Consider the following 13,772-nt stretch of genomic DNA (forward strand, 5'->3'; position numbering starts at 1 on the left):
TGGCACCCTGAGGTCATGACGTCGTCGTCCCCTTACGACAACCGCGCCGCGCCGCCACCCGAGCGTCCCACGCTGCGCCGGATGCGCCGGCGCCGCCGCCGCTCGGTGCTGCTGCTGGCGATGCTGCTCGCGGCCGTCAGCGGCGCGGTCGGCGTCACCCGGCTGAACGCGCCGCCGTCCGGGCACGGCGGGACGTCGCTCGCCGCCGAACCGTCGCTGGCGCGCGGCGCCGCCGAGGCCGACGTCCCGGCGGCGGCGCCGACCGGCTACCCCACCGCCGGCCCCGGCACGTTCGCGGTGGCGCAGGGCCGGTCTCCGGTACGCGGACAGGAGGGCCCGCTGCGCCGCTACCGGGTCGAGGTCGAGCAGGACACGGGGCAGGACGCCGACGAGTTCGCCGCCACCGTGGACGCGGTGCTGGGCGACCCGCGCAGCTGGATCGCCTCGGGGGACCTGCGGGTGCAGCGGGTGCCCGAGGCGGCGGCGGCCGACTTCACCGTCTACCTCGCCACCCCGGTCACCTCCGAGCGGATGTGCGCCGAGGGCGGCCTGCGCACCGACCGGTACACCTCCTGCCGACTGCCCGGCCGGGTCGTGCTCAACCTGGCCCGGTGGATGACGGCGGTGCCCGACTACGGCGCCCCGCTGGAGGTCTACCGCACGTACGTGATCAACCACGAGGTCGGGCACGAGTTCGGCGAGCTGCACGAGGCGTGCCCCGAGCCCGGCGCGCCCGCCCCGGTGATGCAGCAGCAGACGTACGGGCTGGACGGCTGCCTGCCCAACGCCTGGCCGTACGTCGGCGGGATGCGGTACTCCGGCGAGCCCACCGACGGCGTCTGAGTTATTCCCGGTCCCGCAGTTCGGGCCGAGTGTCCCTCATCATGGCCGAACCCCGTCCGACCGAGCGACAATGGCGCGGTCACACCGCCGATCCCGGGGAGTCCACCGTGTCGTTGCCCCCGCTCGTCGAACCCGCCGCCGAGCTGACCGTAGACGAGATCCGCCGCTACTCGCGCCACCTGATCATCCCGGACGTCGGGGTGGAGGGGCAGAAGCGGCTGAAGAACGCCCGGGTGCTCTGTGTCGGCGCCGGTGGCCTCGGCTCGCCGGCCCTGCTCTACCTCGCCGCGGCCGGTGTCGGCACGCTCGGCATCATCGACTTCGACACCGTCGACGAGTCGAACCTCCAGCGTCAGGTCATCCACGGCGTCTCCGACGTGGGCCGGTCCAAGGCCGAGTCCGCCGCGGCGTCGATCCGCGAGATCAACCCGCTGGTCAACGTGGAGATCCACAACACCGCGCTGGACCGGGAGAACGTCCGGGACATCTTCTCCCGGTACGACCTGATCGTCGACGGCACCGACAACTTCGCCACCCGGTACATGGTCAACGACGCGGCCGTGCTGCTCGGCAAGCCGTACGTCTGGGGTTCGATCTACCGGTTCGACGGCCAGGCGTCGGTGTTCTGGGCCGAGCACGGCCCCTGCTACCGCTGCCTCTACCCGGAGCCCCCGCCGCCCGGCATGGTCCCGTCCTGCGCCGAGGGTGGCGTGCTCGGCGTGCTCTGCGCGTCGATCGGGTCGATCCAGGTCAACGAGGCGATCAAGCTGCTCGCCGGCATCGGTGAGCCGCTCGTCGGCCGGCTGATGGTCTACGACGCCCTGGAGATGAGCTACCGCAAGATCAAGGTCCGCAAGGACCCGAACTGCGTGCTCTGCGGCGAGAACCCGACCCTCACCGACCTGATGGAGGACTACGAGGACTTCTGCGGCGCGGTCTCCGACGAGGCGCAGGAGGCGGTGGTCGACTCGACCATCACCGCGCTGGAGCTGAAGGACTGGCAGGACTCCGGCAAGGACGTCTTCCTGGTCGACGTGCGCGAGCCCGCCGAGTACGAGATCGTCCGGATCCCCGGCTCGACGCTCATCCCCAAGGGCGAGATCCTGTCCGGCGAGGCGCTGGCGAAGTTCCCGCAGGACCGGCAGATCGTGCTGCACTGCAAGTCCGGCGTCCGCTCCGCCGAGGCGCTCGCCGCGCTGAAGGCGGCCGGGTTCTCCGACGCGGTGCACGTCCAGGGCGGCGTGCTCTCCTGGGTCAAGCAGATCGACCCGTCGCTGCCCTCGTACTGAGTCGTGTCGATGGGCCCGCCCGGCTTTCCGGGCGGGCCCGTCACGCTTTCCGTGCCCCCTGGCATGGGCAAACACCCGGTCCCGCACCCCAACGGCGGATGATCTCAAGGGCCGGTGGGCGGTACCGGCCCTGACCGAGCTACCGAGGCGTAACCTCGGCCGCGCCAGTACCGTCAGTGCCGTGGTGGACTTGGACGCGGCGATCGGATTCGTCGTCGCTCACGGTGACGCGGTGGACCGCGCCCGCCTCTCCCGGCTGCGCTCCGGCGCTCCGGTGCCGTCCGACGTGCTCGACGCCGCCGAGGCCGGGCAGGCGCCGGGCGGTGGCTGGCCCGCCGTCCTCGACGGCGAGGTCGCCTCGGTCGACGCGACCTGCTTCCGCCTGGCCGAGCTGGACGACCTCGGCGCGCTGGGCCGCCCGGCCGCCCGGCACGCGCTGGACTGGCTGGCCGCTCGGCAACTGTCCGACGGCGGCTGGGACGAGGATCCGTCACTGGCCGGGCTCGCCCCCGAGTGGGCCACCCCGGGCGACCCCGAGGCGCGGCTCTACCAGACCGCCAACGCCGGGTTCTGGCTCACCGTGGCCGGACTCGACGCCCGCGCCGCCGGGCCGCTCGACCACCGGGTCGGCGGCGCGTACGCCGGTGTGGTGCAGGCGGCGGCGCAGGTGCTCGCCGCGCAGCTCGCGCCGGACGGAAGCTGGCCGTCCTTCCTGCCCGCCGGCTGGCTCGCCGCCGCGGTGCTGCACCGCCAGCAGATGTACTACGAGTCGGCGCGCATCCAGGCGGTGCTGGCCGACCGGATCCCCCGGATGTCCCCGGCCGACGTGGCCTGGCTCGCCGCCACGCTGCGCCGCGTCGACGTGGGCGAGGAGCAGTGGCTGCTGGTCGCTGCGCGTGGGCGGCTCGCCGGAACCCAGCGCAGCGACGGCGGCTGGGACAGCGACGACGGCCACCAGTTCGACGTGCACACCACGCTGCGGGCGATTCGTGCGTGCCGTCCGAACACGCCCGAGGCCCCGGTGTCCGGAGCGCCGTTCGTGGTGCCGCAGACCGCCGAGCTGCCCGCGCCACCAGCCGTACCGGCCCCGCGCCCGCGCCGGCTCCCCGCATCGGCGTCTCCGCCGCCCGTCCCCGAGTCCGCGTCTCCGCCGTCCGCGTCTACGCCTCCGCCGTCCGCGTCCGCGCCATCGGCCGGATCGGGGATCGCGCCCGGGCCGTCAGTCGGTCCGGACGGCGCGCCGGACCTGTTTCCGGCCCGGGCTCTCGGGCCCCAGACCTGGTTCCGTCCGGACGTCGAGCCGGATGCCACGCCCGGATCGGGGGCGGCGCCCGATCCGTCGGCTGGTGTTGAGGTGCCGGCCGGGCCGGACAGCGGGCAGGGGCCGTGGTCCGCCTGGATCGTCACGCCCGATCTGCTCCCCGGCGAGAGCACCGGGCCTGCTGTGCAGCCGGTGCCGGACCCGCTGCCCGGCCCGGTGCCGCCGATCGACCCCGCCACGCCGGCCGACGGAGATGCGCTCCCGATCGCGTAGCCGGCCACTGATGATCAACACCAGTTCGGCGAGGTGGTGGCATCAAAGGTGCCGGGATACCACCACTTCCCCGATCTGGCGCGCCACAGGAGGCAAAGTTCGATCAGCGCAGGTGGCCGTCCCCGGTCACCACGTACTTGGTGCTGGTCAGCTCCGGCAGGCCCATCGGGCCGCGCGCGTGCAGCTTCTGCGTCGAGATGCCGATCTCGGCGCCGAAGCCGAACTCGCCGCCGTCGGTGAACCGGGTGGAGGCGTTGACCATGACCGCGGCGGCGTCCACCCGGGCCACGAACTCCCGGGCCGTGCGCTGCGAATCGGTGACGATCGCCTCGGTGTGGCCGGTGCCGTACCGGCGGATGTGCGCGACCGCCGCGTCGAGCGAGTCGACCACGGCGACCGAGATGTCGGCGGAGAGGTACTCGGTGCCGAAGTCCTCGTCGGTGGCCGGCACCACGGCGTCGGAGTGGGCGGCGACAGCGGGCGTGCCGTGCACGGTCACCCCGGCGTCGGCGAACGCGGCCAGCACGGCCGGCAGGAACGCATCCGCGACGTCGCGGTGCACCAGCAGCGACTCGGCCGTGTTGCAAGTGGACAGGCGCTGGGTCTTGGCGTTCAGCGTGATCGCCAGGGCCTTGCCGAGGTCGGCGGCGGCGTCCACGTACACGTGGCAGTTGCCCACGCCGGTCTCGATGACCGGCACCGTCGACTCCTCGACGACGGCCCGGATCAGCGACGCACCGCCGCGCGGGATCAGCACGTCGACCAGGCCGCGGGCGCGCATCAGCTCCTTGACCGAGTCGCGCGTGCTGGAGTCGAGCAGTTGCACCGCGTCCGCCGGCAGCCCGGCGCCGGAGACCGCGTCGCGCAGCACCGCGACCAGCGCGGCGTTGGAGTGCGCAGCCGACGAGGAGCCGCGCAGCAGCGCCGCGTTCCCGGACTTCAGGCAGATCCCGGCGGCGTCGACTGTCACGTTGGGCCGGCCCTCGTAGACGATGCCGACCACACCGAACGGCACCCGCACCTGGCGCAGCTCCAGCCCGTTGGGCAGGGTCGAGCCGCGTACCACCTCGCCCACCGGGTCGGGCAGCGCGGCCATCTGGCGCAGCGCGTCCGCGATGGCCGCCACCCGGCCCTCGTCGAGCGCGAGCCGGTCCAGCACGGCCGCGGACAGCCCGGCCTCGCGCCCGGCCGCCAGGTCCGCCGCGTTCGCCGTCAGGACCTCGGGGGTACGCGCGACGAGCGCGTCGGCCATCGCGTGCAGTGCGGCGTCCTTGACGGTACGGGTGGCCGTGGCCAGGGCTTCCGCCGCGTCCCGGGCTCGCCGGGCCTGCTCGACGACGCTCATCGTGCGTACTCCTTCACCGGTGGGGCTCACAGCAGGACGAGGTCGTCGCGGTGGACAACCTCACGTTCGTACGCCGGGCCGAGCGCCGCGGCGAGTTCGGAGGTGGACCGGCCGAGCAGGCCGGGCAGCTCCACCGCGTCGTAGTTGACCAGCCCTCGGGCCACCGGCGCGCCGGCGGTGTCGACCAGGTCGACCGGGTCTCCGGCGGTGAACGCGCCGTCGACGGCGGTGATGCCGGCGGGCAGCAGCGACTTGCGACGGCCGACCACCGCCTGCACCGCGCCCGGGTCGAGGTGCAGCCGACCGCGGGGGGCGGTGGCGTGCGCGAGCCAGAAGAGGCGGGCGGCGGGCCGGCGGCTGCTCGGGTGGAAGTACGTGCCGACCGGCTCACCGGCCAGCGCCGGCGCGGCCAGCGGGGCGGCGGTCAGCACCACCGGGATGCCGAAGCCGGTGGCGATCCGGGCGGCCTCGACCTTCGTCACCATGCCGCCGGTGCCCACCCCGGCCCGGCCGGCGCCGCCGACGTCCACGCCCGCCAGGTCGCCCTCGCCGTGCACCTCGGTGATCCGGGTGCTGCCCGGGCGGGCCGGGTCGCCGGTCCAGAGCGCGTCGACGTCGGAGAGCAGCACCAGCAGGTCGGCGTCGACGAGCGCGGCGACGAGCGCGGCCAGGCGGTCGTTGTCGCCGAACCGGATCTCCTCGGTGGCCACCGTGTCGTTCTCGTTGACGATCGGCACGGCGTGCAGGTCGAGCAGCTTGCGCAGCGTCCGGTACGCGTTGCGGTAGTGCGCCCGCCGGGTCACGTCGTCCACGGTGAGCAGCACCTGCCCGACGGTGCGGCCGTGCCGGGCGAACGCGGCGGCGTACCGGCCGATCAGCAGGCCCTGGCCGACGCTGGCGGCGGCCTGCTGGGTGGCCAGGTCGCGCGGGCGCCGGGGCAGCCGCAGCGGGGCGAGCCCGGCGGCGATCGCGCCGGAGGAGACCAGCACCACCTCGCGTCCGGAGGCGGCGAGCCCGCCGAGCGTGTCGACGAGCGCGTCGACCCGGGCGTCGTCGAGGCCGCCCGACGCGGTGGTCAGCGAGGACGAACCGATCTTGACGACGATCCGTCGGGCCGAGGTGACTGCTTCGCGCACCCGACCATTCTGCGCGCCGCGGTCTGCGGGGCCGCGGCGCGTTCCCATATCGTGGCAGCTCGCGGCCGGTGGCCCGACGGAGCGACAGACGAAATCGGTTGCTAGTCGAACGAACAGTTTTGATTGTCCGGTTAGCGGCACACACCCGCGAATTTCGCTGCATAGCGTCTCGTTCATCACGAACGGGGGTTCGCAGTGATGATTCCGAGGGTTCATCGTGCCTGGTGGCTGGCGCTGCTCGTCACCGTCGGCCTCGTCGCCGGGCTGACACCGGTGCTGGCCGGTCTCCGCGACGAGACGGCGCCGGCCGTCCGGCGGGACGGCTACCGGCCGCATCCGGTGCCGCCCGAGGCGATTCCCTCGCACGAGGGAATCGCGCCGCTGGTGGACGCCGGGCTGCACGACGCCGAGAACGTCCGGATGTTCCGCATGCACGATCAGACCTGGGACCATCCGGTGGCGCAGGCCCAGTGGGGTCTGCAGAACCTGGCCGGCTGGCGGGCCACCCACAAGCGGATCTACCTGGACCGGGCGATCGCGAACGCGCAGCGCAACGTCGACCGCCGCGTCGAGTCGCGCGGCGCCTGGTGGTATCCGTACGACTTCGAGCTCACCCGGTGCAAGAAGCGTCCACTGCTGAAGCCCCGGTGGTACAGCGGCATGTCGCAGGGCCAACTGCTGAGCCTCTTCGTCGGGCTGTACGAGGAGACGCGCGACGAGACGTGGAAGACCGCCGCGGACCGGACGTTCCAGAGCCTCACCCTGCCCGTCCAGGACGGCGAGCCGTGGGCCACCTGGACCGATCGCGGGGGCTACCTGTGGCTGGAGGAGTATCCGGAGAACGACGACCCGCGCGGCGAGCAGGTGCTCAACGGGCACATCTTCTCGCTGTACGGCGTCTACGACTACTGGCGGCTCACCGGCGACGAGCGGGCGGCGGAGATCTTCGACGCGGCGGCCACCACCGTGCGCCGCTACGTGCCGACGAGGTTCCGCGTGGAGAACTGGGCCAGCCGGTACTCCATGAACTGCCGGCACTTCCACCCGAAGTACCACCAGATCCACACCCGGCAGACCCTCAAGCTGTACGAGGTCACCCACGCGACCGTCTTCGCCGAGTACGCCGACACGCTGCGGGCGGACTACCCGGCGCCGGACCTGACCGGCACTGTGCGGTTCGAGCCCGGGACACACGTGGGATACACGTACGACGCCAAGGGCACCGTCACCGGGCAGCGCGCCGTCACCCTGGACCGGCCGAGCCGGTTCGCGACGGACGAGCGCATCCGGGTGCGCGGCCGCGGCATCCACTACCGGATCACCGAGGGCCCGCTGGCGGGCTACCTGGTGCCCGAGGAGCCCGGCCGGCGGGTCCTGCTCGGGGTGGCGGTCGAGCACCGCTACCAGCCCGCACGCGTGCTGACCGCCCAGCCCGGCACGTACACCGGCTACACGTACGACCGCGACGGCGCGGTGCTCGACGCCCGGAAGGTCACCTTCGCCGCCGTGACGGAGCTGACGCTCGGCGGCACCGCCTGGGTCAACGGTGAACTCAGTTACCACGCGACCGGTGGTGAGCTGGACGGCTACTGGCTGGCCGCCCGGGGAGACCTGGCCGTCGCCTCGCTCGCCGGCTGAGGTCCCCTATGGTGGCTTTCCGTGACACCTGACGAGTACGTCGAGGCGGTGTTGGCGCTGGTCGAGCGGATCCCGCCGGGGCGGGTGATGTCGTACGGGGCGGTGGCCGACGCGCTGGCCGAGCGCTCGGGGCGGGCGTCGCCGCGGCTGGTCGGCTCGATCATGGCCCGGCACGGCGGCGGGGTGCCGTGGCACCGGGTGGTGAACGCGGCCGGCCGGCTGCCGCCGGGTCACGAGCGCAGGGCCCGGGAACGGCTGCTCGCGGAGGGGTGCCCGCTGCGCGGCGACCGGGTGGACCTGGCGGCGGCCTCCTGGTCGCCGGAGGAGGGGATGTGACCCGGGCCATAACGTGAGTAGCATTCGGCTCCATGACAGCTTCGGGCCTGCCCCGCCGGGTGCACCTCGGGTACGCGCTGGGCTCCCTGGTCACCGGCGCGTTCGGCACCGTGCCCGGGCTGCTCCTGCTGCCGTACCTCACCGACACGCTCGGCGTCGCCGCCGGGTTGGCCGCGCTGCTGGTGCTGCTGCCGAAGGCGTGGGACGTGCTGGTCAACCCGGTCGCCGGGCGGATCTCCGACCGGACCCGCTCCCGCTGGGGCGCGCGCCGGCCGTATCTCCTCGGCGGCGGGCTGGCGCTCGCCGTCCTGTTCGCCTCGATCTTCGCCGCGCCGTTCGCGAACGGTCCGGCCGCCGCCGCGTACGTGGCCCTGGCGTTTCTGGCCACCGCCACCGCGTTCGCGTTCTTCCAGGTGCCGTACGTGGCCATGCCGGCCGAGCTGACCGCCGACCCGGCGGAGCGTACCCGGTTGATGACCTGGCGGATCGCGGTGCTGGCGCTGGCCATCCTGGTCTCCGGCGCGGTGGCCCCGGCGGTGGTGACCGCGGGCGGCGACGGCGTTCCCGGTCACCGGTGGATGGGCCTGTTCGTCGCCGCGCTGATCGTCGCCGGCACCGTCGGCGTCTTCCTCGGCACCCGGTCCGCGCCGACCGGGACGGTCGGGGAGAGCGAGCCGAGCCTGCGCGCGCAGCTCGCGGTCGCCACGAGCAACCGGCCGTTCCGGGTGCTGCTGATCTGCTTCGTGATCCAGTCCGCCGGGGTGGCCACCGTGCTGGCCGGGGTGAAGTACTTCGCCGACCAGGTGCTGCGCGAGCCGGACACCGGCCCGACGCTGCTGTTCGCCTGCTTCGTCGCGCCCGCGCTGCTGGTCATGCCGCTCTGGTCCCGGGCCGGCGCCCGGCTGGGCAAGCGGGCGTCGCTGGTCGCCGCGTCGCTGATCTTCGCGGCGGGGGCGCTGACCCTGGTCGCCGCGCCCGCGCTGCCCGCCGCCGCGGCCTACGCGGTGGTCGCCGTGATCGGCGTCGGGTACGCCGGTCAGCAGGTGTTCGCGCTGGCCATGCTGCCGGACTGCATCGCGTACGACACCGCGCGCACCGGGCGGCGGCAGGCCGGGGTGTTCACCGGGCTGTGGACCGCCGGGGAGACGTTCGGGCTGGCGCTGGGGCCGGGCATCTACGGGCTGGTGCTCCAGCTCTCCGGCTACGTCTCCTCGTCCACCGGGACCGCCGCCGCCCAGTCGGACACGGCCCGGCTCGGCGTGCTGCTCGGCTTCACGGTGCTGCCCGCCCTGCTGGTGGCGATCCCGCTGGTGCTGCTGCGCGGCTACACCCTGACCCCGGCACAACTGGCCACCGCGTCCGAGGCCACCGCGCCCGGACCCACCGCGCCCGGGGCCACCGGGGCCGGCACCCCGGCCGCGCGGGCGTGAGCACCGCACCGCCCGGCCCGTCCACGAGAGGAACCACCCGATGACCGACACGGCAGAGCTGGGCGCGCTGCCCGCGCGGGGAATGCCCGCGGCAGAGGTGCTCGACGAGATCCGCGCGCTGCGGGACGCCGACCGGCCGACGCACGGCGGGCGGCTGTTCGCGTACGTCTACGACCCCGGCGTGGCCGGGCTGGACGCGCTGGCGCAGGCCGCGTACGCGGAGAGCGCGCACGTCAACGGCCTCGACCCGACCGCGTTCCCGTCGCTGCTGGCGATGGAGAACACGCTCGTCGGCGCTGCCGCCCGACTGCTCGGCGGCGGCCCCGGCACCGGCGCGCCGGACGTGGTCGGCAGCGTCACCAGCGGCGGCACCGAGTCGCTGCTGCTCGCCGTCAAGGCGGCCCGGGACGCCCGGCCCGACCTGACCGGGCCGCGGATCGTGGCGCCGGCGAGCGCGCACGCCGCGTTCGCCAAGGCGGCGCACTACCTGCGGGTCGCGCTCGACACCGTGCCTGTCGACCCGGTGACGTTGCGCCCGGACGTGGCCGCCGTGGCCGCCGCGATCCGCCCGGAGACCGTGCTGGTGGTGGCGTCCGCCCCGTCGTACGCGCACGGGGTGGTCGACCCGGTGACGGAGATCGCCGCCGTCGCGCAGGCCGCCGGGGTGCGCTGCCACGTGGACGCCTGCTTCGGTGGCTGGGCGCTGCCCTGGCTGCGCCGGCTCGGCGCGCCGGTGCCGCCGTTCGACTTCGCCGTACCGGGGGTCACCTCGATCTCGGTGGACCTGCACAAGTACGCGTACGCGCCGAAGGGCGTCTCGGTGCTGCTGCACCGCGATCCGGCGCTGCGCGCCCCGCAGTTCTTCGCGTACGCCGACTGGCCCGGGTACACGATGGTCAACCCGGTGATCGCCTCGACCCGGTCCGGCGGGCCGATCGCCGCCGCGTACGCCACACTCCGCCACCTCGGCGAGGACGGCTACCTGCGGCTGGCCGCCGCGACCCGGGACGCGGTCGCCGGGCTGGCCGACGCGGTACGGGCCACCGGCGGCCTGCGGCTGATGGCCGAACCGGAGACCACAGTCGTCTGCTTCACCAGTGACGATCCCGGGCTCGACCTGTTCGTGCTGGTCGACGAGCTGACCGCGCGCGGCTGGCACACCCAGCCCCAGCTCACGTACGCCGATCTGCCGGCCAGTGTCCACCTCACGGTGACCGCGGCGGTGGCGCCCCGGGTGGCCGAGTTCGGCCCGGCGCTGGCCGAGGCGGTCGCGGCGGCCCGCGCCGCCGGGCCGGTCGTGCTGCCGCCGGAACTGCTGGCGCTGGCCGGCAGCCTCACGCCGGAGGCGCTGACCCCCGAGCTGGTGGCCGGGCTGGCCGACGGGCTCGGCCTGGCCGGCGGCGCCGGGGTGCCGGACCGGATGGCCGTGGTGAACACGCTGCTCGACGCCGCCCCGGCGCGGTTGCGGGAACGGCTGCTCGCGGAGTTCGTCGGGCTGCTCCAGCGCCCCACCTGGTGACGGGAGGCTCGTCCGTTCGGCGGCGAAGTCGGGCGTTTCGGCGCCCGGAGCCCGTGCCCGTCCCTGCCTAGCATCAGGGCACATCGATGACACGGGGAGTGTTGCCATGATCACCGCGAAGTCACCACCTGTCCGCCGGTTCGTCGCAGTGATCGCGGCCGGCGCGATGGTCGGTCTGGCGCCGGCCGGTACCGCCCCGGCCGCGCCACCCGGCCCGGACCGCAGCGCCGACGTCTCAGTCGTGGACCCCGGATGGGCGCCGGACCCGCTGGCCGACGGTGTGCCGCAGCTGCCTTCGCGGGACGTGGCGAAGACCAAGGAGCAGCAGCGGCGGGAACGGGCGAGCGGGGCCACCGCCGCAGCCGCGTACGCCCGTGACGGGCACCTGCCGAAGCCGCTGCCGCTCGCCGCCCAGCCCACGAACAGCAATCCCGCGCCGCTGGTCGACCGGGGACTGCACGACGCGCAGGGCGTCCGCATGTTCAGCTTCGCCGGGAAGACCTGGAACCACCCGGTCGGCCAGGCGCAGTGGGGCCTGAGCAACCTGGCCGCCTACCGGATCAGCGGCGACAAGCGGTTCCTCGACCGGGCCGTCGCCAACGCCCAGCGCAACATCGACCGCCGGGTCGAGTCCCGGGGCGCCTGGTGGTATCCGTACGACTTCGACCTGAGCCGCTGCGCGGGCCGCCCGCTGCTGCGCGCCCCCTGGTACAGCGGGATGGCGCAGGGCGAGATGCTCAGCCTCTTCGTCGGCCTGGCCGAGATCACCGGCGCGGCGAAGTGGCGGACGGCGGCGGACAACACGTTCCTGAGCCTGACGCTGCCGGTCGCCGCCAACGCGCCCTGGGCGAGCTGGGTCGACCCCAACGGCTACCTCTGGCTGGAGGAGTACCCGGTGACCTTCGGCACCACCGGGGAACGGGTCCTCAACGGGCACACCTTCGCCCTCTACGGCGTGTACGACTACTGGCGGCTCACCGGCGACGAGCGCGCGGTGGCCGTCTTCGACGGCGCGGCCAGCACCGTCCGGCGGTACCTGCCGACCCACTTCCGCGTCACCCGGTGGGCCAGCAAGTACTCGATGGGCTGCGCGCAACCGCACGTGAAGTACCACCAGGTCCACACCGCGCAGAACCTCAAGCTCTACGAGATGACCACGTCGGCCACCTTCGCCACGTACGCGTACCTGCTGCGCTCGGACTACCCGGCGCCCGCCGTCAACGGGGCCGTGTCGTTCGCGGCCGGCACCCACGTCGGCTACACCTTCTCCAGCACCGGGGCCGTCCGGAGCCAGAAGACGCTCAAGCTCGCCCGGGCCTCCGGCGCCCAGGCCAGCCAGCGGGTCCGCGTGTACGGGCGGGGCATCTACTACCAGATCGCCAACGGCGCGCTCGCCGGTTACCTCGTCCCCGAGGCGTACGGGCAGCGCGTCCTGCTCGGCAAGGCGGTCGAGCACCGCTACGAGCCGGCCCGCACACTCTCCTTCCAGCCGGGCACCTACACCGGGTACGCCTACGACGCGGCGGGCAACGTGACCGGCTCCAAGCGGCTCACGTTCCCGGCCGCCTCGGTCGCGCCGCTGGGCGCCACCGCCTGGGTGAACGGCCGGCTCAGCTACCAGGTCACCGCCGGGGCGTACGTCGGTTACTGGCTGCCCCACACCACCGGGCTGGCCTTCACCTGAGCCCGAGCAACGAGCGGCCCGCCCGGAGTCCGGGCGGGCCGCACGTGTCGGGTGGCTCAGTCGGTCGCGCGGACGCTGAACGTCGTGGTGTCGTCCGCCGGGTCGACGTCCGCGACCGGCTCACGCTCGTAGACGGCCTGCACGGTGAACGAGCCGCTGCCCAGTTCGCCGGCCGAGGTGCCGGCCGGCGCCCGGAGGACGACGTCGAACGTGCGCTCCTCGCCCGGCATGAACCGGCCGCCGGGGACGTCGAACCAGTCCGGGAAGCTGGGCAGGTCCTGCGGGTCGGTGGCCCACACCTCGACCCCGGCGGGCAGGCTCGCCCGCACGTCGAGCCGGAACGACGGGGCGTCGTTGCCGTAACGCACGGTCACCGGCATCCGGCCCAGCAGGGCTCCGTCGGCCTGACGGGTCAGCGTCACGTCGCCGCCGCGGATGGTCAGGTCCGTCTCGGTGGCCTGCCGGTAGACGCGCGGGTTGCGGACGCTGCCCGAGGTGGACCGGAACACGGTCCGGAAGGAGTCCCGGTCCGACACCCGGGTGCCGCCGTCCGGCACCACCGCGACCGAGCCGCCCCGCGCGGTCATCGGGTAGGTGCGCGCTGTCGTCCAGACCTGGAAGTCGAGGCGGAGGGTCACGCTGCCGCCGGCCGTGACCCGGCCGCCGTAGCTCTCGACGACCCGGCGGTTCTGCTCCATCCCCACCGTGAACCAGGGCGAGCCGTTGTCGAGGCCGACGAAGGAGCCACCGGCCGGCTCGGTGATGCGCAGGCCGGCGGTGGCGTCGGCCCGGCCCCGGTTGCTGATCGTCGTGGTCAGCGTCCCGACGTACCCCTTGTCGGTCGGCGTCAGCACCAGCGTCTCGGCGTCGACGGTCAGGCGCGCCGTGGTGCCGCCGGCCGCGGCGGCGGGTGCGGCCGGCGCGAACAGCGCCGCCGCCCCGGCGAGCAGCGCGGCGGCCACTCGAGTGGTTCGTGTGGTCATGGCAGGTCCTCCGTGATCCCCGTGGTGGGCGGCGG

General features: G+C 74.1%; 10 protein-coding genes and 1 pseudogene. 8 read left to right on the forward strand and 3 right to left on the reverse strand.

Features of this window, described 5'->3' with window-relative positions; translation table 11 throughout:
- Nucleotides 1-15: 15 nt before the first annotated feature.
- The 3 genes and pseudogenes from V6U82_RS10775 to V6U82_RS10785 all read left to right on the forward strand — a co-directional run.
- Nucleotides 16-843: a DUF3152 domain-containing protein gene (locus V6U82_RS10775; RefSeq protein ID WP_334460826.1), complete on the forward strand. Its 828-nt coding sequence runs from the start codon at nucleotides 16-18 to the stop codon at nucleotides 841-843.
- A gap of 41 nt (nucleotides 844-884) precedes the next feature.
- On the forward strand, nucleotides 885-2,132 hold the full coding sequence (gene moeZ, locus V6U82_RS10780) for an adenylyltransferase/sulfurtransferase MoeZ (RefSeq protein WP_181726700.1): 1,248 nt from the start codon (nucleotides 885-887) through the stop codon (nucleotides 2,130-2,132).
- Nucleotides 2,133-2,262: 130 nt separating this feature from the next.
- A pseudogene (locus tag V6U82_RS10785) lies at nucleotides 2,263-3,132 on the forward strand (hypothetical protein); the annotation flags it as partial.
- A 637-nt stretch (nucleotides 3,133-3,769) separates the two neighbouring features.
- Here V6U82_RS10785 and V6U82_RS10790 read toward each other — a convergent pair.
- Together V6U82_RS10790 and proB are read right to left on the reverse strand one after the other, a co-directional pair.
- On the reverse strand, nucleotides 3,770-5,011 hold the full coding sequence (locus V6U82_RS10790) for a glutamate-5-semialdehyde dehydrogenase (protein ID WP_128138433.1): 1,242 nt from the start codon (nucleotides 5,009-5,011) through the stop codon (nucleotides 3,770-3,772).
- 26 nt (nucleotides 5,012-5,037) lie between these two features.
- Nucleotides 5,038-6,195 carry a glutamate 5-kinase gene (gene proB / locus V6U82_RS10795; protein WP_435120688.1) on the reverse strand — a complete coding sequence of 386 codons (1,158 nt, stop codon included), beginning with the start codon at nucleotides 6,193-6,195 and terminating at the stop codon, nucleotides 5,038-5,040.
- A 150-nt stretch (nucleotides 6,196-6,345) separates the two neighbouring features.
- On the opposite strand from proB, the gene V6U82_RS10800 reads away from it, so the two are divergent.
- The 5 genes from V6U82_RS10800 to V6U82_RS10820 all read left to right on the forward strand — a co-directional run bounded on the left by V6U82_RS10800 (nucleotide 6,346) and on the right by V6U82_RS10820 (nucleotide 12,754).
- The gene (locus V6U82_RS10800) at nucleotides 6,346-7,785 is read left to right on the forward strand and encodes a D-glucuronyl C5-epimerase family protein (protein ID WP_334460829.1); all 1,440 of its coding nucleotides are present in this window, start codon (nucleotides 6,346-6,348) and stop codon (nucleotides 7,783-7,785) included.
- A 21-nt stretch (nucleotides 7,786-7,806) separates the two neighbouring features.
- Complete coding sequence (locus V6U82_RS10805) at nucleotides 7,807-8,121, forward strand: MGMT family protein (protein WP_334460830.1); 315 nt, start codon at nucleotides 7,807-7,809, stop codon at nucleotides 8,119-8,121.
- Between the two features lie 32 nt (nucleotides 8,122-8,153).
- Entirely contained in the window at nucleotides 8,154-9,551 is a 1,398-nt protein-coding gene (locus V6U82_RS10810; protein ID WP_334460831.1) for an MFS transporter, read from the forward strand.
- A gap of 40 nt (nucleotides 9,552-9,591) precedes the next feature.
- Nucleotides 9,592-11,070 (forward strand): pyridoxal phosphate-dependent decarboxylase family protein, encoded by a 1,479-nt coding sequence (locus V6U82_RS10815; protein WP_334460832.1) that lies wholly within the window; start codon nucleotides 9,592-9,594, stop codon nucleotides 11,068-11,070.
- 106 nt (nucleotides 11,071-11,176) lie between these two features.
- On the forward strand, nucleotides 11,177-12,754 hold the full coding sequence (locus tag V6U82_RS10820) for a D-glucuronyl C5-epimerase family protein (protein ID WP_128139036.1): 1,578 nt from the start codon (nucleotides 11,177-11,179) through the stop codon (nucleotides 12,752-12,754).
- Between the two features lie 56 nt (nucleotides 12,755-12,810).
- Here the strand turns inward: V6U82_RS10820 and V6U82_RS10825 are convergent, their stop codons facing one another.
- A complete protein-coding gene (locus V6U82_RS10825; protein ID WP_334460833.1) occupies nucleotides 12,811-13,737 on the reverse strand; it encodes a hypothetical protein in 927 nt (308 codons plus the stop codon).
- Between the last annotated feature and the right edge of the window lie 35 nt (nucleotides 13,738-13,772).

Source organism: Micromonospora sp. CPCC 205554 (genome assembly GCF_036902745.1).
GTDB lineage: Bacteria > Actinomycetota > Actinomycetes > Mycobacteriales > Micromonosporaceae > Micromonospora > Micromonospora tulbaghiae.

Bases quoted from the DNA above. Each gene is read 5' to 3' on its own strand.
- V6U82_RS10775 (WP_334460826.1), top strand. From the start codon at position 16: ATGACGTCGTCGTCCCCTTACGACAACCGCGCCGCGCCGCCACCCGAG.
- moeZ (WP_181726700.1), top strand. From the start codon at position 885: ATGGCCGAACCCCGTCCGACCGAGCGACAATGGCGCGGTCACACCGCC.
- V6U82_RS10790 (WP_128138433.1), bottom strand. From the start codon at position 5,011: ATGAGCGTCGTCGAGCAGGCCCGGCGAGCCCGGGACGCGGCGGAAGCC.
- proB (WP_435120688.1), bottom strand. From the start codon at position 6,195: ATGGGAACGCGCCGCGGCCCCGCAGACCGCGGCGCGCAGAATGGTCGG.
- V6U82_RS10800 (WP_334460829.1), top strand. From the start codon at position 6,346: ATGATTCCGAGGGTTCATCGTGCCTGGTGGCTGGCGCTGCTCGTCACC.
- V6U82_RS10810 (WP_334460831.1), top strand. From the start codon at position 8,154: ATGACAGCTTCGGGCCTGCCCCGCCGGGTGCACCTCGGGTACGCGCTG.
- V6U82_RS10815 (WP_334460832.1), top strand. From the start codon at position 9,592: ATGACCGACACGGCAGAGCTGGGCGCGCTGCCCGCGCGGGGAATGCCC.
- V6U82_RS10820 (WP_128139036.1), top strand. From the start codon at position 11,177: ATGATCACCGCGAAGTCACCACCTGTCCGCCGGTTCGTCGCAGTGATC.
- V6U82_RS10825 (WP_334460833.1), bottom strand. From the start codon at position 13,737: ATGACCACACGAACCACTCGAGTGGCCGCCGCGCTGCTCGCCGGGGCG.